Consider the following 24,610-nt stretch of genomic DNA (forward strand, 5'->3'; position numbering starts at 1 on the left):
TCTTCTACTTGTGTTGAATTGTGTTGAATGTTTGGCGATCGTTCTTTCTGGTTTTTGGGGAAGGGGCGATCGTTTTTTTTGAGTTAATTATTTCTTTGGCATTTTACTTGATATTGCTCCAAAGTCTTAATCAAATCTTGCATTGATTCATACATTCTCTTAGTTATCATTTCATACTTACAAAACACATAAGTTTCTTCTTCAATTTTATTATTGGAAAAAATTTTCTTAATTAAATCTCCCTTCTTATTACCATTTATCTTGTTTGCAATGCAATTAAACAATATAATCTTTGCATCCTTGATTAAGTCACTTATAAGTGCTTGAGGTAAAGTATTTTTGTTACGATATTCTAAAGTGTTATTTATTTGACGAATTAGTGAATTAAGTGTCCCAGTATACTCATTAGTTTGTTCGACTTCACTTAAATTTACCAGATACTCATAAAATATACGTTTGAGTTGGTCAGAAATCGTTTCATCTGGACATAGTTCAAGCGATCGTTTCCAATTTTCGTGAGCCTCTTTAAGAGTTTTAGTTTCCTCATCAGGGTTTTTCTTTATTCTATTTAGATACAATAAAACAACAGCTAAATTACTATAATCTATATTAGTTTTTTCTTGTCCCATTCTTCTTAAATTATTGTAAGCACTATATAATTTTCCTTTTGGCTCTTCTAGTTCTTCCAGATAAGTTAAAAAATCAATCCAAGCAAGAGCACTGTCGGCAGCATGATTTTGAAATTCGAGGTATTTAGATCTTTCAAGACTCTCACGAGCATCTTCATATTCCCCACTAATGGCGTTTAATACTCCTATCCTAATGTAAAATTCATAACGGCTTGGTTCTAAATTTTGCGCTTGTTTATAGTATTCAAGTGCTCTCTTATAATCTCCTAAATAATAATGTTGGTGTCCATAAACAGCACGCACTAAATAGCTGTTTGGGTTTATTTTCATTGCTTCCGTAAGGGTAGATTTTGCTTTCAAATACTGATCTGCGCTTAAATAGTAAAAACCTATTAGACTTAATAAATCTCCCAATTTACTAAAGTTTTTATCTATTCGACTTGCATCTTCGCACAGAGTGCGAGCGTCATCAAGCTTTTTAGCAGATTTAGTTCTTTCATACTGGCAAATACAGTACAATGCTTGAGTATAGAACTTAAATGCTTTCCAACTACTTGTTTTTGAAACTTTTGGAGATAAATCGAGAACGATTCTGTAGGCAAGTTCTTCTATTAAATCAGATATTTGAGGTGTTTTGAATTCAGTAGATTCAGATGGTACTTTATAGGCATGAACTTCAGACTTATGATTACTTTTTTCATACCTAGCTGTTATTTGTAAACTTAAATTATCACGTTTGATTCTTCCAGAAATAATTTGGACTGTGCCTTGTGGCCACAACTGCTTCAGTGTCAATAACAGCGATCCAATTTGTAGCGATAGCTGATTAGGGACAGAGATTGATCCCATTGCTGAAAAAGCTGTTTCTAAATTATCTCCTTTGAATACTGCTAGAGGAAATTTAATATCTTCTCTACAAACAGCAGCAAGAGATGAGCCGGGTTTTATTTTTAACTGTCCATCTTCTAATGAATTATAAATGTGTTCTATGTGATGTAATTCCGCCGCTAATAGTTCAGCAATGAATTTTCCATCAACTAAAATTTTTTTCTCTTTATCCAATTGTTCATGCTCAAATGGTCGAATAACTATTCCGCTTGGTCTAGATAATTCTCGATAAAAAAGACATAATATAATGACAATGAGTATGATTGTGATTGTCTGAAGAATATTTGTGAACTGTAAAACGTTTTTCGCTGTCAAAAAATCCATTGACTTACAAACTACAGAACTTATTTTGCATATCAAAAAGTTTTTCGGATCGCAATTGCTTTGTTCCGTACAGCTTGTAGACCAGACTTTTACAAGAAGAAAGCCGAATAAGAAAAGTAAAAACAGTCTGAGTTTTTTGAATTTTTGAGCTATTAAGTCAAAAAATACCAATTTAATCAACACAAACGAGATTGCTAATAAGACAATAGTTCCTATAAATTCCAGTTTTTGAACTGGACAAGGATAATTTTTTTTAAACAGATCGTAGATACATTCGTAAATTATTTTAAATACATTAATTTTGGCAATTACCAATGCAAGTGTAATTATAATTATGTTTTGTAGCGAATCTATTAAGGTTTTATCCTCATTAAATGTTGCGTATAGCACAATAATAAGCACAATAATAAGCGCAATAATAATAATAATATCCATACAGCGACTCCTACGAAATTTATTCAATCAATAACTACTCAATCAAGGACTATAATTATTTAGCGATCGCCCCAACTCAAAAATCTCAAATTCCACCTCAAGCAAAGAATTTCATCTGCTTAGGCGTGGAATTCCATCGATAAATTTCTATGACAATCCGAAATTGATTATGAAATAGCTTTTCTCTTTTTCTTTCCTTAACTTGTTTCTAAATTGTTTCTAAAAACGCTATAAGTGGTACGCACGGGAATTTAGCGATCGCACTTAGATTTGCAATCATGCTTAACAGATACGTACACGCCACGCGAACGTAATTCAAAAAAGTGTTTTACAAACCAAATCTGATTTCTATATCTACGCGCCGACAGAAACCTTTGCAATCTAACTATCAATAAAACCGCAGTTGCAGTAAAAAATTATTTCACCACTATAAATTAGCAGAAAGGGTTTTTGTCTGTCAAGTACCAATGGCTATTATCTGCTATAATAATTTGTCTTTTTCGATTTCTACGGAAAGCTTGGTACTTTGGGTAAGACAAGCACTCTGACTCAAGTAATACCTGTTCTCTTTGAAGATACTCTTTAATATTTTGTAACTTATTTTGCTGAAATCTTTGCTAAGCATAGTGGCGATCGCGCACCTTCACCTCTAAATCCGTCTCATTTTCTAGCAGTGTAAGCTGTACTAAGTTTTTAAGACCAACTTGTAATTGAAACAACATTCGGAAAAGTACCGCTTACAGCATTAACAAGCTTCTCATCAGCAGTTACGAACTGGCATTGCCGTCTAAGGCTGAGAGCAATATAAAGTGAATCATATACAGTTCTTTGATGAGTAACAGCAAGACGATAAGCATCACCAAGTAGTGAAGCTGATGGAGTTACTATAAATTGTATTAATTGGAAGGAGTCAAGAATAGCTTGTCCATCTGCCTCAGATACACCTTGAAATCTCTGGAGTTTCCAAACAATGTTGCCTATTTCTGCATAGATTAAATCTGGGACAAGTAGCACCAGACTACCATTTTGGTAAGCATCAAGTATCTCGCGTGCTTTTATTGAGTAAGGTTGTGGTACAAACCACTTAATAGCTACGCTACTATCAACTACAATTTCTGTCACTGCTACCTAGACCTGTCCTCACGCACTAACTCAACACTATCAGGAAACTCTCCATAGGTTTTTTGTAATCTTGTGCGTAACTCATCTGCTTGAAGAATAGCATTTTGACGATCGCACACCTTCACCTCTAAATCCGTCTCATTTTCTAGCTGTGTAACCTGTACTTGGATAGTGCGATCGCCAAACTCAGGTTTCTCGTCAATCCACTCTAAATGATTTCCCTTTAACCAAGCTTTGAATTTTTGTAACATTGCTAGATCACCTTATTGTTTATCAAGCATTAATTGCTATTACTTCCTAATCATAATTCTCCTTTTTCAATTTCTACGGAAAGCTTCGCGCTTTCCTTTGGTGGATGCCAACCAGCAGATACCCAGGCTTGTCTAACTGTAACAGCATAAGGATTGTTTAGTTGCAAAGCCAAAACAGTCGCACGACCAACAGCAGTTAGTCCTGAAATTTGAGTGCCGTTATCAGTCCAAGCAAAATGACGTGACCATTTTTGTTGACAAGGATTAAATAATTTAACTTTGCGGTTTGTTACTGGATCTTTGGCGTGGGTTTGTGTACCTTTGTAAGAATTACAGAGACGACAAGCAAGCCATAAGTTTTCCTCTTCATCAGATCCACCTGCTGCTTTGGAAATAATATGTTCAATCTCTAAAACTCCCAAAACATACTTTTGAAGGCTAAGACAGTAACCACACTGATCGTTTGCCTGTGTCCTGACTCGCCTCCGAACTTCTTCCGAAATTTGACTCACTGGCTTAAAGGTTCCATTAATCCACGCTTGACAGCTTCACGGAGAGCAGTAGCTTTTCGCAGTAGTCCCTCCTGATAAATTTGCATGAGATTTTGTAATTCTAGTCGCTCATTTTCAACTAGAATACCTGCTTGTTGGCGATCGAGTAATTCACTCAATCGAATATCTTGATCTGGTTCCATTTGTAATTCCGTCAGTGCTAAAACTTGTTCATCAGAAAGGTCAGAGACAGGCTTAAGATCGAAAACATCTGCTCTTGTAAATGGAATAGAATGTTGAATCGTTTCTGCTAAAATGCTAGCAACATCACGATTTGCTAACCGCGCAAAACGCTCAATTTGTTGATAAACCTCGTCTGGCAAAGTAATTGTGATTTGGGTACTCATGGTTATGCTTCAATACTGATTGCTTAGATTAGGCTGTTTTTTCATGTTAGACTGCATTACTCAGAAAACTATAAGAATCAGCAAAAAGAAAATAAAATTTTTATGACTTTCACTACTTACAAATGGACAATTGAACGGTATCATCGGGCGATCGATGCAGGACTATTTGACGATCAGCCAGTTGAGTTATTACGCGGAGATATTGTAGTTATGCCACCAGAACGAGAACCTCACGCTTACTACAATAGCGAAGTTGGGGATTATTTACGGGTATTGCTAGGAAATCGGGCGAAAATTCGTGAAGCGCACCCCATCACTCTACCCAATGACTCGGAACCAATTCCAGATTTAGCAATTGTAAAACCATTGGGAACAGTTTATCTAGAACACCATCCCTATCCCGATGATATTTTTTGGTTGATTGAGTTTTCCAACACTACTCTTAACAAAGATTTAAATGCGAAAAAAGCAGTCTATGGCGAAGCGGGTATCGCTGAATATTGGGTTGTAAATCTTCAGGATAGGGAACTTAAAGTTTTTCGAGATTTAGAGAATGGGCGCTATACCACAGAACAAACTTTCAAAACTGGATTTGTATCTCCACTGGCTTTTCCAGATGTACAAATTCAAGTGCAACAACTGATGAATCCGCAGCAGTAAAAATTAAGATATAAAAGCTAATTTTTACCACAGATGAAACACAGATAAACACAGATAAACACAGATGATTTAGAATGGTTTATCGATTTTTAGCAAATATCTAAAAATTTCAGTCCACTTAAGTGGACTTTAGCTATTAGCCTGCGATTTGAATCGCAGGCGGGATTTAGCTATTAGCCTAGAGTTTAATTCTCAGGCAAACTATCAACTAAAACAAATTAGTTTCCGTCATATTTGACAAATTAGAATTCAACACAAGTTCTGGTTGATTACTCATTGAAACTTCTGAAGAACTAGACAAAATTCCACTTAAGGGATCGGCAAAACTTTGTGCCAAAATGTTCATCGAAGAATCGGTAACTACAAAATCATCATTAAATAATTGCAGATTTGCAAATGATTGTGCTGCGGAAGTTCCCGAAATTACGGTATCGGTTCTGGCGCTTAAATTTTGAATTCTGGTGTCTTGCGTTACTCCTACATCTGCAAGATTAAAAGGAGTATTAGCAAATCTTTGGGTTAAATAATTTGCTAATGCTGTTTGTTCGCCAATTCCTGTTTCTACTGGGTTTGTTGCGGGGAAATCAGGGAAGGGATAACCATCACCACCACCAGCTAAAAAGTTTAAAGTAACTGTGCGGAAAGTGCGATTTGGATCGCCAACTAATTGCCCGTTTTGAACTATCACATCGGTGGTATTTCCGTTAGCATCTTTAATAGCTAAAGATACTACTCGATTTCCGGCAGGTTGATTCGGATCGAAACTAAATGCGATTCCTGCTACTTGGGGGAAACGTCCGGGGGTTCTTCCAGGGGCAGAGTCAGCTAATCCATGTTCAATTACTTGTTGTAATTGTTGGGCGGTTAATGTTAGTAAAGTTAACTGATTGTTGAATCTCAAACTGTTTTCTATATCGAGGCGAGAAATTTCCCCTGCTTCTTTACCTGCTGCGGGATTAGCTACTGGAGGAATCTTTTGTCCGGCATTTGGATCGTTGCCACCTGCGCCAATAACTGCACCGATAGATTCTCGAATTCCACCTCCATTTTTGAGGGAAATTACTACGGAAGGATCGATCGCTCTAGCAGCAGCAAGATTGGCATCTGCGGTTAAGTTTCCTAAGTTGGTTTCTTCAGTACGAACTGAGTTTCTTTCGCCGTTTAAGTAAACATTGGTGCTTCCGAAAGTTTCTGCATCTTTGGTATTAATGACGGTTTTTAGTGCTTGGGTTACTTCGGCAACTTTGGGATTTGGGGTGGCGTTTCCTGTGGCAATTACTCCTTGTTCATCTGTGGCGTAAGCACCGTTAATTTCAGGATTTAAACTTTCGGTAATTACTCTTCCTTGAGAGTCGAATTCTGTGACTAAACGACCGACATATTTATAGTTACTGGTGGTGTTTACTACTACTATTGGTTCGCCTGTGGCGGAGTTTCTTAATATTGGATAATTGCCGCCAGATGTGTCTCCTACTCTTAGGCGATCGCTAGAATCAGATAACAATGTATGCGAACCACCAGCTACTATTATATCTACATCTCGCAACCTGGGAGCTAAGTTTAATTCTAAATCCAATTGTTGCAAGTGTGCCAAGAGAATTATTTTGTTTATTCCTTGTCCTGTTAAGGCATCAACTGATGGTTGAATTGTCGCAGCTAAAGCATCTAAATCTTGAGGATTTGCTGGTAAAACTCCTACATCTCCAGGGGAAGAAATGCTGGGTAATGTGGGGGTAGTTGCACCAACAATGCCAATTTTTTCGCCATTCACTGTAATCACAGTACTTTTAGCAATACTGTTAGGAATTGTGCTGGCTTCTTGACCGTCTGGTACTACTAAATTAGCTAAGTTGCTATCAGGTGCAAAGTTTAAGTTGGCGCTTAAATAGGGGAAAGCTGTGCCGGGATAATCTCGATCGCTTGCAATTAAAGTTCTAACTTGTCTTGTACCTTGGTCAAATTCGTGGTTGCCGAAAACGCTAGCTTGGACACCCATTGAATTGAGGATGATTATATCACCGCGACCGATATCTTCTCTGCCTAAAACTGGTCTTAAAGAGGGGTCGCTGCTAGCGGCAAAAAATGGGCCAGGGATGTAATTATCACCGGAAGAAAGGAATAGGGTGTTTTCGGGAAATTGCGATCGCAAACCATTAACTACAGATGACATTCTCGGCGCATCATCTAATGCTGAAACTCCTCCTTCAAAGTCGGAAGCGTGCAATAACTGAAGTGAGAAACTGCCGGGAATTATTCCTACTCCCCCAGACCGACCCTCAAATCTGCCAAACTGAACAAAATGCTGGAAAGCACTAGCAATAGTACCAGATGTAACCTCCGTTTGCACATCGGGATTTTGTTGTAAATAAATGCTGGGATTAAATTCTGTGCTGGGTTGACGTTGTTCAAATTGTCCATACTCAATAAAGTGAAAGAAAGCATTTCTTACACTACCAGTATTTACAGCTTGTTGGACATCTGTATTTCTTTGTAAATAAAAGTTGCTATTAAAAAGAGTACTAGGATCTCTTCCTTCAAATTGTCCAACAGCGAAGAAATGTTCAAAAGCACTGCGGAAAATACCCGTAATTACAGCTTGTTGAACATCTGTATTTCTTTGGAAGTAAAAGTTGGTGTTGAAAAAACTGCTAGGATCGCGATTTTCAAATTGTCCGAAGCGGAGAAAATGTTCTAATGCACCTCCGGCAAAATCACCTCTAGCAACAGCGGTAGCAACATCTTGATTTTGTGCTAGGTAAAAACGACTGTCAAATATGCTGGGAATCTGTAATGTCATGAGTTTTAGCTTCTTTACACAAACTGTCGATCGTCTCATGAAATGGTTAAGATTTTCTTATATATAGGTTATGAAATTAGTGTTATTCCTATTACTTATTAAGAGGTTAAACTTCGGATAATAAAAAGATAAAATCTTGACAAATTATCGGCTTTGGGTGATTAAGATGCGATTTAATGGCTTAGAAAAGTTTTTGCGTTCTCAATTCCAAGGAAAAGATGAAACAAAAGCAGATTCCGATACTCAGGAATTTCAGGAAATTTCGCATCGCAATTTGCTGCAAGGCGGTTTTGTAACTGGAGTTGCGGCTGGAAAAATTTTTGAGGAGGATAATCCAGCGATCGCTTATACCAAATCCGGGTTAGTTACCCCCGTTATCTTCTCCCTCTTTCCTCTGCGTCCTCTGTGCCTCTGCGGTTCAATTATAAAGGGGGTTTTTATCCCGGATTTAGTATTAAAGGTAAAATGTAGAACCAAATAATAAAGCCTATCTCTAAATTTGAGATAGGCTCTTAGTTCTGTATAGAGTTTGGCAATAGAAGCAGATAAATTTTTAATCTTGATTCCATTATGAACAACTTAAGGCTGAAAGCCAATCACCCAAAAGGGTGGTTTCTCAGTTCTCAGAAGGAATAATTGTCTCGGTTAACTCTAAGATTAAATCTAGGCGGAAGTTATCTACTAAATCTTTCAAGGTATCTGCCAAAGCTGCTTTACTCTCAGGAATTTGCTTAACTAATTCTAAAATAATATCATCATTAACACAGAGTACCGCTTGATGTAGTTCTTTTATCCATTCGATCGGCATAACTTTTAAATCTTCGACCTGCAACTTTTTGGGTATTGCTGAATTTAATGAAGTTGGTTGATTTTCATCAGCATAAATATAGCGTACTCCTAAATACTGATTCATTTTTGCAAATAACTCTGACTCCTGAAAAGGCTTACGCACTAAGTCATCACAACCAGCTGACAAAATCCTCGATTCTTCTTCTTCAAAAGCACTAGCTGTTAAGGCAATAATTACGGATTTAGGAACATCTTCCATTGTTAATCTTTTTTGTTGCAAGGCTTTAATTTCTTTAGTTGCTTCATAACCGTCCATGATTGGCATTCGCATATCCATCCAAATTAAATGAGGTTTCCAAGTTGACCATATAGCGATCGCTTCTTGTCCATTAATAGCTTCCTGCACTTCAAATCCCAAAGGTTTCAGTAACTTAACCAATAACAAACGATTTTCTTCAATATCTTCAACAATTAAAATCCGATAAGTAGGTTGATTCGGTTGTAACCCAGTCACCTTTTTAGTAGTCAGTGAAGTTTGTTCTGGAATAGCATTCATTTCTTTAACGCGAATATCAAAAGTAAAAATTGTTCCTTTACCTAACTGGCTTTTAACCGTAATATCTCCCCCCATTAAGCGAACAAATTGTCGGCTAATCGGTAAACCTAACCCTGTTCCTTGCATGGATTTACGACCTGTTTCAGTTTGCACAAAGGGATCGAACATTGTGGGGATTTCTTCAGTTGCTATCCCAGCACCAGTGTCTTCTACTTCAAAGATAATTAAAGTTTTATTTTGTTCCTTATTTCCCAAGTTTACCTTTAAACAAATACCACCCTTATTAGTAAATTTGACAGCATTGCCTAACAAGTTAATCAGGATTTGTCGCAATTTGCTTTCATCAGTTTCAATATATCGAGGAACATTTACTGCTCGTTCAAAAATTAATTCTAAGCCTTTACCAGCAGCCTTAAATCTTAACATTTGTTCTATATCTTCGAGTAATTGATAAAGATCGAAGCGACTTTCATTCAGCGTAATTTGACCTGCCTCAATTTTGGACATTGATAAAATATCGTTGATTAAATTTAATAAATGTTCGCCACTCCGATTAATAATTTTGAGTTGTTCTTTTTGTTCAGAAGAGAGAGAACTATTTCTTGCCATTACTTGACTAAAACCAAGAATAGCATTCAATGGTGTCCTTAGTTCGTGACTCATGTGGGAGAGAAAACGACTTTTAGAAACTGATGCTGCTTGTGCTGCTGCAAGTGCATTTTGTAGAGTTTCTTCTACTTGTTTGCGTTCTGTAATATCAAAAAATGAAGTGACAACTGCGTAAGGTAAAGAATCACCAGATTTGTATAAAGGTTGAGAGTTAACAGAAATCCAAGTTAAATTACCATCAAGTTTATATACTCCCATCACCACATCAACACAGGGTTTGCCAGTTCTAAGCGTTATCATTGCTGGATGTTCTTCGCCTGGAAAAGGCGTTCCATCTTCTTTGATTACTCGCCAACAAGGATCTAGGGAAGTCATTCCCACCATTTGTTCACGGCTTAAACCGAGAATTTTTTCAGCACTGCTGTTACAAGTATTAATAGTACCATTGGCATTTTGTAAGACAATACCTTCTGCCATTGCTGTGACTAAAGAGCGATAGCGTTCTTCACTTTCTTGCAAGGCTTTTTGAACTAGTTTGCGTTCTGTAATATCCCGGACAATACAAACAACTTCATCAACACCGCTTTTAATAATTCGAGCTTCATAAATGTATGTTCCATCCGGTTTTTCCAACTCATGTTCAAAGGTTTGTAATTTTCCGGTGGTGACTGCGATTTGAAAATTGTTTAGCAAACCAGTTTTAATGTTTTCAGGAATTGGCAATTCTGATAACTTTTTGCCTATGAGAAATTCTGGTGGGACAATTAAAGTATTTTCATTTGCTTGAATATCTAAATAAGTGCCATCTACTCGGTGACGAAACATTGTATCGGGTATGGCTTTTAATAGTGCTTGCATTCTTTCTTCATTCTGTCGCAAGGCTTTTTCGGCTTCTACTCGATCGCTAATGTCACGAGCGATCGCTAACACTGACTGCACAGAACCATCATCAGCAAATTCCGGCACAACACGGCTAGCATAATTAGTTATACCGTGAATTGATGACAATTCATATTCTATTTCTTGTTCTTCACCTGTGTCAAATACTTGTTGAATAGTTGTTTGCCAAAGTTCCACTAATGATTTATCTGCGCCAATTTCTGCGATAGTTTTACCGATAAATCCTGAAGGGGGAATTCCTGAATGTTTTTCTACTGTAGGATTGATGTAAATATAGCGAAATTCCCGATCGAGCCGCATGATAATATCGGGAGCATTTTCCACTAAAGCGCGAAATTCTTGTTCTTTTCGTTGTAAAGCTGCTTCGGATTGTTTCCGATCGCTAATATCACGCGAACAAGCAAAGTTATATTCTTTGCCATTAAATTCTAAGTAATTTAAGGTAATTTCTACAGGAATAATTTTACCGTCTTTACCCTGATGTTCTGAGGTAAAAGACAAAGTTTTTTGTTTTTTTAATTCTTTCCAATGTGTGAGCCATGCTTCTTGCGGGAAGTTAGGATCGAATTCCCAAACGTATTTTGACAACAACTCTTCACGGGTAAAACCTTGTTGTTCGCAAGCTTTTTTATTAGTGCGAATAATTTTCGCATTGCGATCGATCCAAACTGTAGCTAAAGAGGAATGTTCTACAGAAAAGTCGGCTAATTGTAATTCTTCTTCTATACGTTTGCGTTCGGTGATATCTTCAAATATGTAGAGTCTGCCGAAATAGCGATCCTCGCAATCGCGGATTTGGGTGGAGAACCTCCGAATAATTCTGCCATCTTTAAAAAGAATTTCATCTTCTACAATTGCCCGGTTTCCTTCACTTTGCAACGGTTTACATCTTTCTGCAAATGCTGCCACATCTGCTATTAGATTTACACAATGTTTGATTACATCATTATTTTTTAATAGATTTTTATCCATTTGGGGTTTTAAATATTCAATCCCCCAAATTCGACAAAACTGATGATTAAAGTAAAGAATTTCATCAGTACGATTATCTACTACATAAAAAGCTAATGGGGAAGCATTAGCCATCGATCGCAATAAAGTTTGTTTCCAGCGTAATTTCTCTTCAGTTTGCTTTAGTGCGGTGATATCATTTTCATTTACCAACAGCATATTAGAACCATTGGTGGGATCTTGGGTGCGGCGAATTTCTAGAGAATGCCAACGCACTCCTTGTTTGGTTAAAACTTGAACATCACCATTAAATTTTCCTGTAGCAATCAGTTTTTGCTTGGCTTGCAACCAAATATTTCGATCGAAAAAACGCTGCTTTAAATGCTGATTTTCTTGGTGCAAAATATGATTACCATAATAATTAATAGCTGCCGGATTTTGAAATAGCAACTCTCCAGATTCTTTACATAAAGAAATTGCTACTGTTGTATGACGTAATGCTTCTAAAGAACGAAGCGTATCTGGTTCAACGCTCGCAATTTTTTCTGCTTCTACTAACATTGCTAAGCGTCCGTTTTCCATCGGAATACCGGAACAGGTACAACGAACAGATATAGCATTGTCTGCTGGATAAAATGTCCACTGCTCAATTACTGTTTTACCTTGCTCGAACTGCTCTAAGTAACTTTGCAAGCGAGTGTACGTTGCCGCAGACACTTGACTAAAATCCCGGCTGAGGAGCTCTTCTAAATTTGCGGCATTCCAGAGGAGTAAAGCCGCGTGATTTGCCCACCTCATTGTCAAATTTTGGATATCAAAAATCCAAATTGGTGTTTGCAGTCGTTCATATCCCGCTAACTGACAGCAAATAGTTGGGTCTTCGATCGCGAACATACTTCACTTTTTTTAGAACGTATTTTAACGGAATCCAGAAGATAGACACTTAAAATTTTACTATTCTAACTCTAACCTCTAACCACTACTACTTGAGACTAATTTTCAAATTATTTATTTCTTAAGTTTCCGAATCCAAAAAGCTTAAATATATAAAAGCAATAGGTGGATATACTGGCTGATTTGGTCAAATCTTTAGTGGAGCTTTAAATTATTTTAATTTTAAGAAACTAAAATTCTTAACTTAATTAATATCTATCTTTTTACAGATGACCTTGAGTGGCTTCTCAACTTAAGCAGTTAACCTAAATTTTCGCCCCACAGTCTGAGGAGAACTGTCTAGACTCGATCGCCCTTTAGAGGAATATAAAGAAAGATTTATCTCTCTGGAAAGTCGCTCCAGGTACTAGCTACAAAACTCTTTGCAGTGTTATATTACGGTAAGGGAAAAAAGTTTACAGTTTAATTGTAGCGATCTACTTAACTATTCCCAAGTTAACCCGATGAACTTTAATGATATGAGTAGCTTCAATAAAACCATTAGACATCCTTGGTGTCGTTTGGTGTTTCCATACTTGTTAATTTTTCTGATATTAGAGGGAATTTTCGGAATTTTACTTTGGCGTTACCTGAAAGAAAAAGAAGAGTTCCTGTTGTCTCGCCACATTGAATCACTAAAAAATGCTTATCAGGTTATCGTCAATAACTATAAACTAGCTTCGCAAATTATTTATGATGAAGTTATTAATCAACCTGAGATTATTTCCCTACTACAAGAAGCTCGGGAGCCCAATGCAGCAGAACAGCAAATAGTTAGGCAACAACTCTTAGAAAAGTTAAGTCCTGCCTATAAACGTTTGCAGCAACATAATCTGCGCCAGCTTCACTTCCATTTACCTGATGGCAGGAGTTTTCTCCGATTCCATCGCCCGGAAAAATTTGGCGATCCATTATTTGATGTTCGCACATCGGTGCGGTTAGCAAATCAACAGCAAAGGTTTGTTTACGGCTTTGAAGAAGGACGAATCTACAATGGATTTCGTTATGTATTTCCCTTATTTGCTACAGATAATTCAGCAGATAAAAAACCGATTCATCTTGGGAGTGTAGAAACTAGTGTTAGTTATGCAGCTTTTAAGAATGAGATGGCATCTTTATTTCCGGGATGTTTTTGCTTTATTTTGCGCCGGGATGTAGTCAATGCCAAAGTTTTTCAAGATGAAAAAAGCAATTACGTTCCTAGTAATATTAGCGATCGCTTTGTCACAGAAGCACCCTCGCTACAACTTAAACCGAGGAATTTAGATTGCAATATTGTAACCTCATTGAATCAGCAATTGCGGAGTATTGTGGCAGATAAACTAAAACAGGGAATTTCCTTTGCGAAAGTTGTGCCTGCAACTGGCGATACTCCTTACGTTGCTAGCTTTCTGTCTGTAAAAAACTTTGAAGGACAATCTGTTGCTTACATTATTTCTTATGAGATCGATCGAACAATTCAAGGTTATTACCAAACATTTTATGCAAGTCTTCTCGGAGTTACCGGAACAAACCTTTTGCTGATTAGTTTTATTGCATTTGCCCATCGTAGTTATCGCCTGTTGCGCCAGAATAACGACAGCTTACAACAGGAAATTGAGGCGCGGATTATAGCGGAGAGGAACGAACGAGAAAAAGCAGCAGAATTATCAGAAACTCTGAAGCAATTAAAGTTAGCTCAAGCTAAATTAGTGCAAAGTGAAAAAATGAGTTCTCTTAACCGTTTAGTAGCAGGAATTGCCCATGAAATTAATAACCCAATTAGTTTTATTCGTGGGAATGTGCAACCTGCTGAGGAATATTTAGAATCGCTATTGACGCTGATTGATTATTATCAAGATCGGTGCTGTTTGGACGATCGCACTTTAAGCGAAATGTTTCCCGATATCGATTTAGATTTTATCCGGCAGGACTTTCCCAGAGTATTAACTTCCATGAAGCAGGGGTCAGAACGAGTGCGGGATGTTGTGCAAACTTTACGCAATTTTTCTCGATTGGATGAATCCGATCTTAAATCAGCGAATTTGCATGAGGGATTGGAAAGTACGGTGATGATGATAGATCACCGTCTAAAATCAACGAATCAGCGCCCTGCGATCGAAGTTGTGCGAGAATATAATGAATTGCCATTTGTGGAGTGTTATCCTAGCTTGCTGAATCAGGCTGTGCTGTCTATTCTTACTAACGCGGTGGATGCTTTGGATAGCGTAAATTGGTTTCAGGTGGGTGAAAATTCTGGTAATAATTTATGCCAAATGCCAACAATTCGGTTGGTAACAGCGATCGCCCCTGGTGATACTGTGATGATTAGCATTGCTAACAATGGCCCTGCAATTCCTGATAATTTGTTCGATCGAATTTTTGATCCATTTTTTACTACTAAACCCGTTGGGAAAGGTACTGGTTTAGGGCTGAGTACAGTTTATGCGATTGTAGTCGAACATCACCACGGTAAATTAACCTGCCAATCTCCTATGAATGGAGAAACTATCTTCACCTTACAAATTCCAATTCGTCAAGCCAACTACAGGGTAAATCATTCAGCAGCATGATGGAATTTTTTTGACTGCAACTTTATTGCACAGTTCAACTTAATATCTTTTAACAACTCTTTTCAAACTGAAAAAATCAGTAAAGATAGTTTATTGAGTAAAGCATAAAGAGTTGCTAAGAATTGTATTCATTTAAAGTTTGATCCCTCTAGTCTTTCTATACTAATTTCTATAAATCTCGATCGTTTACAAACAAAACGAGGAGGCACCCAAAATGAATCACACTTATGAGGTGTTGGTTGATATCAAAGAATATCTGGAACCAGCAACCAATGTCTGCCACAGAGGAACGACACGCTACGAGATTGACGCACAATCTAAACAAACAGCCGACAACATGGCAAGGTTAAAAGCTAGAACAGAGCATCCACAAGGTATTGAGTACGACGTGCGAGTAACCAGGTTACTAAAATAACAAAAACATCAGAGAAAATGGTGGAAAATGTTTCCCATCATGATTGATTCCCCCCAACCTGTTCACATCTGTTAAGCCATATTAAAATATTTGAATTTCTGCAAAAGTAGCTGTTTTAGCTACAAATCCGGCGAGTTCCGGGAAGTCATGGTCGGAAAATTCGTTCACCTGTGAAATCAATCAAGCCAACTCCACTAATCTGAGTCGGCTTGATTGATATTTCTAAAAGTAGTAGGCAAATATTTTAGATGTAACTTAGCCCTGGACAGAGGAACTAGGTAACGATTGCAATGATTGAAATTTATTCTTGTCTAAAACATATTTTTTAGCGCCTTCTGGGATGAAAATAATCAGCCAGAAGGCGCTAAAAAATGGGCGACAAGCCCGGTAAAAAACAGATTTTTTATAATTAGGGTCTTTATATAAGCTGACCCCAATTGATGCACAATAATAATAATAAGCAAAAATTAGTAGAGTGACATCAATCTTGAGAATTAAAACTTAAGATACAGAATTCAGGAGTAACAAAACTCGGACGATCGCATTTTGATGCCACTTTTTTGGTTCAGGCTCTTGCATAGAAATCAGTTCTATTTGTAGGGTGCGTTAACAACAGTGTAACGCACCATTCTACTGATTAATTTGTTTGTAAAACCAAATCAATTATCAGCGATGCGTGATCGGAATTAGCATTTGCGCCTGTATAAATTTGTCTCACCCGAAACTGTTGACTAACTAAACAATGATCGATGGGAATATTCACTAAAGGAATTAGCCAAGAAGGTAAACGGACGTGAGTGGCTGGTCTAGGCCAACTGGGTAAAATACCAAACCCTAACCGAGTATTATATAACTTAGTTTTGTTAATTAGTTGCCGATAGTAAGGCGACCAAGGTGTGATGTTAAAATCTCCGACTAAAATTAATGGTTGATTTTGTTGTTGAATGTAATTAGTTACTGCTGCTAACTGACTGTTACGACGGTGAAAGTTATTACTGTTTATCGGTACTAAAGGATGAATTCCGATGAATTTAATTAGTTGTTGGTTGACTATCACATTGGCAATTATATTATGATTTCCTTGGCTATTTAAGCGATCGGCTCTAATATCTGCAAAAGGAAAACGACTGAAAACAACTAAACCTCCTCCCGGACTTTTAAAACTATAAGGCAAAGTATCTTTTAAGCGATTTTTTAAGGTTTTAAATTTAGCTGCGTCAACTTCTGCCAACAGAGTTAAATCAGGACGATTACTTTGAATTAAATTAACTACTTTGTTATCCTGATTGTTTTGAATATTCAAGTTAAAAGATAAAACTCTAATTGGTTTACCTGGAGTACCAACTACCTGTTGTGAATGAGGTAAATACCAGGGAATTACATCAACTGCATTTAATCCTACAATTAATAAAGCAGCGATAATTAAGGCTTTATTTTTCAACTGACCGATTTGCCTGAGAACAATTAAAACAATAGTGAGTATTACTGCTAAGATTAAATATTGGACTCGGAAATGAGCTATCAGTTCTAACGGCCAAAACCAAGCAATGTAGACCAACAAAGATAGTAGCCCTAAAACTATTAATGTAGCGATTGGGATAGTTACAATAATTCGTTGCAGCATGATGTCAGTCGGACTAAATTTACTAGTTGACATCAAGTATAAATATTTTTCAGATCAACTGTTTGCCCAACCCTCTTTTTCCCAGATCTTGAAACCTGCGGCTATGTAGATTTTGCCACTTCTATCTTGGCTACCCCTAACTCTGTTCTGCATTTAGTAAAGGTAAAAATTTACGAATTATCCCAATAGTTACAGAGGGAAGTTCTAATTGTGGAGTAAAACCGACATCATCTAGGTAATAGAAAAAGCGAACTGCTTGGGGGTTCATTTGTGCTAAGCGACGACCAATTTCTGGCCCAGTGAATTCTGATTCTCTTCCCCAAATAATTGCTGTAGGAGTAGTGAGTTGACTGATATATTCTGATAAATCGAAAGATAAATCGCCGCTGACAAATGAGAGGGCGGCGTATTCAGCATTTGGTTGTTGAGCAGATTCTAAATAAGCGTCAACAATTTCTGGATATACTCGTTCTGAACGAGCAAATTGCCGTTGTTCTAAGTAGCTACGCACGCCCAAACTGGTAGCAACTCCCGTGTTATAAAGTACTTGATTTAATACAGGAATTTTCACAACTTTGGCTGAAATACTTTGACTGTAATCTGTGCCGAATTCTGCTAAACCTGCGGGAGTAACTAAAATTAATGACTTGAATAATTCAGGGCGATCGATCGCAGCGCGAATCGTGAAAGCAGCAGTTAATCCAGAAGCAATAACTGTTACTGGATTTGGGCAAGTTTTCTCGATAAATTCCTGAATAATTTTAATGTATTCTTCAGTTTGATAGTGTCTAGCGGGATGATTGGAACGTCCCCAGCCAATTAAATCGGGTGCTATAATTCGATAATCAGCGGCAAATGCGGGATAAACTTTAGACCATTCGTAAGCAGAAGAACCACCACCAAAAGCGTGTAAAAAGACTAATGTATTTTCCTTTTCTTCTTCGCCATTTTTATGCCACGGTTCGTCAACCGCAGTATAGTAAACCATTTCTCCTAAAAAGGTATTGACCGATCGCTCTCCAAAACCCAGTGGGATAAACATCGATAAACCTCATCTTCTGCGCCACTTATATTTTGTCAGTAACACAGAAGAATTGGCATCACTCTCAGGTTCGATTTTAGGAAATTAGCATCAACACTTTTAGGCGGCGACTGCTGTAGCTTCTTGTCCATGTTTCCGCAATAATTCCATTAGTTCATCTCGGTAGTCATGGAAAATAGTATGGCGTTTAACGCTGTGACTGCGATCGGGTAATTTAACGGTAATTTCTTTTCTGACTGTACCAGGACGGGCACCTAAAGCGTAAATTCGATTGGAAAGAAATACAGCTTCTTCCACATCATGAGTAATCATAAAAACGGTGATTTTTGTTCTTTGCCAAAGGTCTAACATAAATTCGTGCATTGATTCTTTGGTGTGAATATCTAATGCGCCGAAAGGTTCGTCCATTAATAATACTTTTGGTTCGGAAGCTAGAGCACGGGCGATCGCCGCACGTTGTTTCATTCCCCCCGATAATTCTTTAGGTAATGACTTAGCAAAATTAGCCAATCCAACTACACTTAAATAGTAACTTGCTTGCTCTTTTCTCACCTTTTTTGGTACGCCTTGAAGTTTAAGTCCAAATTCGGTGTTTTCTTGCACGTTCATCCAAGGATAAAGTGTATAATGTTGGAATACCATTCCGCGATCGGGCCCCGGCCCTGTAATCACTTCACCATCAATTCTTACTTCTCCAGAAGTAGGGTTATCAAGTCCGGCAATTTGTCGCAATAAAGTAGATTTACCTGAACCAGATGCCCCAACAGCGCAGATAAATTCCCCTTGTTTAATCGTCATGTTAATGTCTTTAAGGACGACTAAAGTACCGTTCTTGGTTTGAAAATCTTTGTTCAGTTTGGTAATTTGCAAATACATCTGTTTAACCTCATTAATTTTGATTGTCTGTCATTAATTTGCCTTTTTTTTTGAACCACGAAGGCACGAAGGACACGAAGGAAAGAGAAGAATAAGTTTTGATATTTGATGTAGTAGTTCTATATTTGAACTTGCAGATTTGCTGGGATAAAAACTTTTATTTCCTCCCCTCTGCCCCTCTCAGCGTTTTTGACTTGCCCATTTACAGGAAACTCTTAAGAGATATTGGAAAAATAGATCGAAAGATAATCCAATTACTCCAATTACTATTAGTCCGACGAAGATTTCATCGGTTTTGAGAAATCTACCTGCTACGCTAATTCGACGACCTAAACCTTCGGTTGCGGCAATTAGTTCGGAAACAATTACTAGTTGCCAAGCTGCTGCTAAGTTGATACGACAAGCATCGATGATTCCCGGTAAAACATGGGGAAAAATTACTTGTAATAGGGCTTGTTTGCGATCGCCTCCTAAAATATAACTCGCTTCAATCAAATCTTTTGGTACAAATTTTACTGTATCCATTACCATCAAAGAATTGAAGAAGAAAACTCCGATAAAAATCAGGGTAATTTTCGGTTCTTCTCCGATTCCTAAATATAAAATTAACAGGGGAATAAAGGCAGGTGCGGGCATATAGCGCATTAGTCCAAATAGCGGTTCTAATAATGCACGAACACTGGGAAAACTGCCCATCAATATCCCAATGGGAATAGAAACTGCTGCTGCTAAAATAAACCCAACACCGACACGCCATAAACTCGCTACTGTATCTTTCAGCAGTTCGCGAGTGCTCCATAATCTGCCAAATGCTTCCATTACTTTGGCAGGTGAAGGTAAAAATTTTGGGTCAATGTTTCCGAAGGTAGTTACTAACCACCAGAGTAACAAAGGCGCACCTATTGAAGTAATAATTAATGCTGTATTTAGAGGTTTGGGAATATCTTCAGCCAGCCGCCAAAAAACTGTGGGTTTGATTTTTTTGGGTCGGATGTAGTCTCTAATTGAGCTAGGAGTTTCATTCATGGTTAAAGTTCCATAGTTTATGATTTTTTCACTTGTTCGGCGTAGGCTTTGACAAAGCGATCGTCAAATATTTTAGTAATATCAGGTTGGCTTTTTGCTAGTCCCACTTCTATGAGAAATTTACTCATTTCTTGGGCGGCGAATTGCAAAGAATTCAAATCATTTCCTGGTTGAAAAGCTTTTAAGTTTTCCTCAATCGTAAAGATGCGAGTGCCATCAGCGTATTCTTTATATTCAGATACGGGAACACCTGCTCTTTTTGCCATAATTTCATAAGATTGTTCGGGATTTTTTTGCATATATTCCAAGGTGGCAAACCAGGAATTAACTAATGCTTGGATTTCTTCCGGTTTTTCTTGCAAAAACTTGCGCGAAACTACTAAATGGTCAGAAATTGCTCCCGGAAAGTCTTTAGAACTGAACAATTCTTTACTACCAGAACGCTTTAATGCTTGAGTTGTAAAAGGTGCAAATACTGCCACTGCATCAACTTGTCCGCCGACAAATGCTGCTGCTGCTTGACCTGTTTCTAATGGAACAAATTGAATATCTTTTGGCGATAAACCTGCTTTTTTTAATCCTAAAAGTAACAGAAAATGATCGACTGTTCCTTCTTCAGCAGCAACTTTTTTCCCTTTTAAATCAGCAACGGAATTAATGCCTTCTCGGACAATTACTTTATCATTGCCAGTGGAGTTATCATTTACCAGCACAATTACTTTATCTGCACCACCAGCAACTGAGTTAACTGTATCTCCTAAAGTTTGACTATTAGCGTCTATTTGTCCAGCTGTTAAAGTATTGATAGATTCTAAATATCCGTCGAACCATTTCAAGTCTACAGGAACATTATTTGCTTTAAAAATGCCTTGTTCTTGGGCAATTTGCCAAGGAAACCAACCGGGCCAAGCACTAAATCCTAAACGGACGGCATTAGCACTAACTGAGGAAGCAGTAGAGTCAACTTCGTTAGTTGTTTTGATGTAAACTGCGGGGTTAACGCAACCTACGGCTAGGCTGAAGGTAACAAGAAAAAGGATGCAGTAGGAAAGGAGCGATCGCACTTTCATAACATCTACCTTGAGACAGATTTCGTCATTTCGTCATTTGATATTTTTTGATAGCTGTGAATTATGTGTAGCAGAAAAAGCAGCCAAACATTTGTTATTTATGCTACAAATTTCTCCAGATCCCCGACTTCTTCAAGAAGTCGGAGATCTAGATTAATAAACAACTGATAATTGCTGTTTTGCAGCTTTAGTTAACTGAAAACGTACCCAATCAAACCAAATATCTAATCCTTCTCCGGTTTTAGCAGAAACGGGAATAATTGTGACATGAGGATTCATTTGGCGGACATTTGCAATTATTTGATTGACATCAACATCTAAATGGGGTGCTAAGTCCATTTTGGTGATTAACAAACAATTTGCTTCTTGAAACATCACCGGATATTTCATCGGTTTATCTTCTCCTTCAGTAATACTTAATAAGGCAACTTTGGCGTGTTCGCCTACTTCAAATTCGGCAGGACAAACCAAATTACCCACATTTTCGACTAAGACTAAATCGAATTCTGAAGGGTTGTATTCGTTTGCTAACCTATGAATTCCGCCAGACACCATTTTAGAATCCAAATGACAGGAACGACCTGTATTAATGGCAATTACCGGAACGTTGTATTTGCGGAGACGATCGGCATCTAATTCCGTTGTCATATCGCCTTCAATCACCGCAATTTTATACTCATTTGTTAAAACAGCTAGAGTCTTTTCTAGCAAAGCAGTTTTCCCGGCACCGGGACTACTCATCATATTAAAACAAGTAATTCCCCACTCATCAAAATGTTCCCGGTTATGATCGGCCCCTTCTTGATTAGCATGGAGCAAATTAATACCTAAAGCAGCGTCAAATGTTTGGTGCATAATTACTTTCCACAGAATCAGAACTATATTCAACTCGATCGATCTTTAATTCCCGTCCCGATCGAATGTCTTCCATTGGCGATCGACAAGTCGGGCAAGCATATTGAATCCCGATTTCCGGGTGATATTCTTCTTGGCAATGATGACAAAAAGCAATTAAAGGAGTTTCTTGAATAACTAATTTTGCTCCTTCTAAAAAAGTTCCGCGAGTCTGAACTTCAAAAGCGAATTGTAAACTCACAGGTTCCACACAAGTAAACTTACCAACCGTGAGATGAACCTGGGAAATTTGGGGTTTTTCCGGTTGTTCTAACCACCATTTCCGAACCGTCACATTTAACGCCTTCGTCTTGTCTGTTTCGTGATTTGTTTTGGGTTTTGGGGAGGGGGTAGTGGGGACTGGGGACTGGGGGGTGGGAAAGGCAGAAGGCAGAGGGCAGAAGGCAGAAGGAAAGAAAGGAATTCTTCAATTGTCTCCTCTGCCCCCCTGCCCCTCTGCGCCTCTGCCCCCCTGCCCCCCTGCCTCATGTCCAGGCGACAAGCTGAGGTTGTGCTTCTGGGTGAATGTAGGCGGGTTTTTGTTTGCGGGGTAGTTGCCCGGAGACGATTAAGTGTGCCATTGTGTCGCAAATTACGCGAGTTGCCATGAGTGAGGTCATGTCGCTGATGTCGTAGGGAGGGGAAACTTCCACCACTTCTAAACCGCACACTGGGGCTTTTTGGATAATTTTTCCTAGTAAACTTAAGGCTTCACGGGGTAATAAACCGCCTGGTTCGGGCCAACCTGTACCGGGCACAAATCCAGCATCGATGCAATCAATATCGAAGCTGATGTAAACGCAGTCGGTTCCGTCGAGTGCTCTTTCTAAGGCAAAGTCAACAGCGGCATCGATGCCTTTTTCTACAATGTCGGTAACGGTGAGGATGTTGGTTGCGCGTTCTCGGCAAACTTTCACGCCTTGACGGGGAACTTGCCAACCTCCGATTCCCAACTGTACTAAGTTTTTCGCTGGGGCGTTTACCATGTTGGTAGCGTGGAACCAAGGACAGGTGTGCATTCTTTCGTCGAGGTCGGTTTCTTGGGTGTCGGCGTGGCGATCGAAGTGAATAATACCAACTTTTTTGTCTCCCAAGTGGCGACAAATACCTCTAACTGTGGGGAAGCCGATCGAATGGTCGCCGCCTAAAATAATCGGAAATGCCCCAGAACTGAAAATGTGAGCAATACCTTTAGAAATTTGGTCAAATGACTTTTCGTTATTTGCGGGAATGGTGAAAATATCGCCCACATCGCACAGGGTAATTTGTTCGCGCAAATCAACCCCTAACTCAAAGTTGTAAGGAGTGTACAATGCAGAAATCCGGCGAATCCCTTGTGGCCCAAACCTTGTACCGGGACGATAGGTAGTTCCTGAGTCGTGAGGTACACCGACTATTGCCACATCGTATTCCCCAACTCTTCGCACATCTTCTAAATAAGGTGCTTTCATGAAGGTGTTAATGCCTGCGTAGTGGGGGAGTTCGCCGCGAGAGAAAGTGGGAATAGTGCGATCGCGAATACTCTCAGCTGCTTCTAACCCATATTCCAGCCCTTGCGATACCTCCTGTTGCCAACCTGTTAACGGCAACCTTGCTTCCATTTCTAAAGCCCGTTCTGCTTCACTTGGTCTATGTCCGTTATTCGAGTTAGGGCTATTAAATAAGGGATTTTCGGAAGGATTCTCAGTCATTGGGACACCTTAAATACTTGCAAAACAACTAGATTTTCTAGCTTGTCTCCTGAAAGCCAAAGAGAAAGCCCAGGAGAACAAAGCCTCAGCCTCTTTGACTGGTGCATTTCTCCCGGGCTTTTCTCCCGCCGTGTGGCTAGCTAATCCTTATAAATAAAAAATTCTGAGGTTTGCCAGCTGCTTCTCTCGGACCAGCGTTTGACTATACTTTCTCGGAGTCGTATTCAAACCGGAACCCTAGAAGCTACTAAATTTTCGCGTGGTTTATCTACTTCTGTAATTTACAGCAAACTTTTTAAGCTTCTGTAACACATATTACAAAATGATGTTTTTTTCTGAACTTCTTCCTCTTTCCTTCGCGCTCTTCGCGTCTTCGCGGTTCAAAAAATCTTTTTTATTGAACCACGAAGACACGGTAGCGTAGCGATTCGCGATAGCGAATTAGGGCACGAAGGAAGAACACAAAGAAAGAAATTGATTTAGGAGTAATATATATGAGGAAATGGAAAATTTGAACGATCGCAATGTTAATTAATTCTGATAACTGGTTAGATTGGCTTACTGTTTTTGGTTATTTAAGTTTTACTGTCTTTATTATGTGGCGAGTATTTACCAGTAAATAAATTACCACAATTAGTAAGGTGCGTCAGAAACTCAAACCCTGATACTGTCGATTAG

18 protein-coding genes, 1 pseudogene and 1 riboswitch are annotated in these 24,610 nt (G+C 38.4%); of the genes and pseudogenes, 4 read left to right on the top strand and 15 right to left on the bottom strand.

What is annotated here, in order from left to right:
* Positions 1-83: 83 nt before the first annotated feature.
* From ACE1B6_RS18905 to ACE1B6_RS18925, 5 genes are all read right to left on the bottom strand, one after another.
* Positions 84-2,276 carry a tetratricopeptide repeat protein gene (locus ACE1B6_RS18905; RefSeq protein WP_413258808.1) on the bottom strand — a complete coding sequence of 731 codons (2,193 nt, stop codon included), beginning with the start codon at positions 2,274-2,276 and terminating at the stop codon, positions 84-86.
* A 693-nt stretch (positions 2,277-2,969) separates the two neighbouring features.
* Positions 2,970-3,398 (bottom strand): type II toxin-antitoxin system VapC family toxin, encoded by a 429-nt coding sequence (locus ACE1B6_RS18910; RefSeq protein WP_413258809.1) that lies wholly within the window; start codon positions 3,396-3,398, stop codon positions 2,970-2,972.
* A gap of 2 nt (positions 3,399-3,400) precedes the next feature.
* Entirely contained in the window at positions 3,401-3,649 is a 249-nt protein-coding gene (locus ACE1B6_RS18915; RefSeq protein WP_413258810.1) for a hypothetical protein, read from the bottom strand.
* 50 nt (positions 3,650-3,699) lie between these two features.
* Positions 3,700-4,161, bottom strand: a complete 462-nt coding sequence (locus tag ACE1B6_RS18920; protein WP_413258811.1) for an HNH endonuclease — start codon at positions 4,159-4,161, stop codon at positions 3,700-3,702.
* Entirely contained in the window at positions 4,158-4,547 is a 390-nt protein-coding gene (locus ACE1B6_RS18925; protein ID WP_413258812.1) for a hypothetical protein, read from the bottom strand. Before ACE1B6_RS18925 ends, ACE1B6_RS18920 begins: the two co-directional genes overlap by 4 nt.
* Positions 4,548-4,649: 102 nt before the next feature.
* Between ACE1B6_RS18925 and ACE1B6_RS18930 the strand changes: the two genes are divergently transcribed.
* A complete protein-coding gene (locus tag ACE1B6_RS18930; protein ID WP_413258813.1) occupies positions 4,650-5,207 on the top strand; it encodes a Uma2 family endonuclease in 558 nt (185 codons plus the stop codon).
* Between the two features lie 208 nt (positions 5,208-5,415).
* Here ACE1B6_RS18930 and ACE1B6_RS18935 read toward each other — a convergent pair whose 3' ends face one another.
* Entirely contained in the window at positions 5,416-8,004 is a 2,589-nt protein-coding gene (locus ACE1B6_RS18935) for a 5'-nucleotidase C-terminal domain-containing protein (protein WP_413258814.1), read from the bottom strand.
* Positions 8,005-8,170: 166 nt separating this feature from the next.
* Between ACE1B6_RS18935 and ACE1B6_RS18940 the strand changes: the two genes are divergently transcribed.
* Positions 8,171-8,485 (top strand): hypothetical protein, encoded by a 315-nt coding sequence (locus ACE1B6_RS18940; RefSeq protein ID WP_413258815.1) that lies wholly within the window; start codon positions 8,171-8,173, stop codon positions 8,483-8,485.
* Between the two features lie 135 nt (positions 8,486-8,620).
* Here ACE1B6_RS18940 and ACE1B6_RS18945 read toward each other — a convergent pair whose 3' ends face one another.
* Entirely contained in the window at positions 8,621-12,703 is a 4,083-nt protein-coding gene (locus ACE1B6_RS18945; protein WP_413258816.1) for a PAS domain-containing hybrid sensor histidine kinase/response regulator, read from the bottom strand.
* A 518-nt stretch (positions 12,704-13,221) separates the two neighbouring features.
* Between ACE1B6_RS18945 and ACE1B6_RS18950 the strand changes: the two genes are divergently transcribed.
* The gene (locus ACE1B6_RS18950; protein ID WP_413258817.1) at positions 13,222-15,294 is read left to right on the top strand and encodes an ATP-binding protein; all 2,073 of its coding nucleotides are present in this window, start codon (positions 13,222-13,224) and stop codon (positions 15,292-15,294) included.
* A 214-nt stretch (positions 15,295-15,508) separates the two neighbouring features.
* The gene (locus ACE1B6_RS18955; protein WP_413258818.1) at positions 15,509-15,709 is read left to right on the top strand and encodes a hypothetical protein; all 201 of its coding nucleotides are present in this window, start codon (positions 15,509-15,511) and stop codon (positions 15,707-15,709) included.
* Positions 15,710-16,346: 637 nt separating this feature from the next.
* On the opposite strand, the gene ACE1B6_RS18960 is transcribed toward ACE1B6_RS18955, so the two are convergent.
* The 8 genes and pseudogenes from ACE1B6_RS18960 to ACE1B6_RS18995 form a co-directional block, all read right to left on the bottom strand.
* Positions 16,347-17,366, bottom strand: a complete 1,020-nt coding sequence (locus ACE1B6_RS18960; protein ID WP_413258819.1) for an endonuclease/exonuclease/phosphatase family protein — start codon at positions 17,364-17,366, stop codon at positions 16,347-16,349.
* 103 nt (positions 17,367-17,469) lie between these two features.
* Positions 17,470-18,375, bottom strand: coding sequence for an alpha/beta fold hydrolase (locus ACE1B6_RS18965; protein WP_413258820.1), 906 nt, complete (start codon positions 18,373-18,375; stop codon positions 17,470-17,472).
* Between the two features lie 99 nt (positions 18,376-18,474).
* Complete coding sequence (locus ACE1B6_RS18970) at positions 18,475-19,251, bottom strand: ABC transporter ATP-binding protein (protein ID WP_413258821.1); 777 nt, start codon at positions 19,249-19,251, stop codon at positions 18,475-18,477.
* 180 nt (positions 19,252-19,431) lie between these two features.
* Positions 19,432-20,277, bottom strand: coding sequence for an ABC transporter permease (locus tag ACE1B6_RS18975; protein WP_413258822.1), 846 nt, complete (start codon positions 20,275-20,277; stop codon positions 19,432-19,434).
* A gap of 17 nt (positions 20,278-20,294) precedes the next feature.
* Positions 20,295-21,347, bottom strand: a complete 1,053-nt coding sequence (locus ACE1B6_RS18980; RefSeq protein ID WP_413258823.1) for an aliphatic sulfonate ABC transporter substrate-binding protein — start codon at positions 21,345-21,347, stop codon at positions 20,295-20,297.
* Positions 21,348-21,500: 153 nt separating this feature from the next.
* The gene (gene hypB / locus ACE1B6_RS18985; protein WP_413258824.1) at positions 21,501-22,202 is read right to left on the bottom strand and encodes a hydrogenase nickel incorporation protein HypB; all 702 of its coding nucleotides are present in this window, start codon (positions 22,200-22,202) and stop codon (positions 21,501-21,503) included.
* Positions 22,186-22,566, bottom strand: a pseudogene (gene hypA / locus ACE1B6_RS18990) (hydrogenase maturation nickel metallochaperone HypA); the annotation flags it as partial. The pseudogene hypA and the gene hypB, both read right to left, overlap by 17 nt.
* A 160-nt stretch (positions 22,567-22,726) precedes the next feature.
* The gene (locus tag ACE1B6_RS18995) at positions 22,727-23,932 is read right to left on the bottom strand and encodes an agmatinase family protein (RefSeq protein WP_413258825.1); all 1,206 of its coding nucleotides are present in this window, start codon (positions 23,930-23,932) and stop codon (positions 22,727-22,729) included.
* 107 nt (positions 23,933-24,039) lie between these two features.
* Positions 24,040-24,184, bottom strand: a riboswitch (guanidine-I (ykkC/yxkD leader).
* Between the last annotated feature and the right edge of the window lie 426 nt (positions 24,185-24,610).

Source organism: Floridaenema fluviatile BLCC-F154 (assembly GCF_041929135.1).
Lineage (GTDB): Bacteria > Cyanobacteriota > Cyanobacteriia > Cyanobacteriales > Aerosakkonemataceae > Floridanema > Floridanema fluviatile.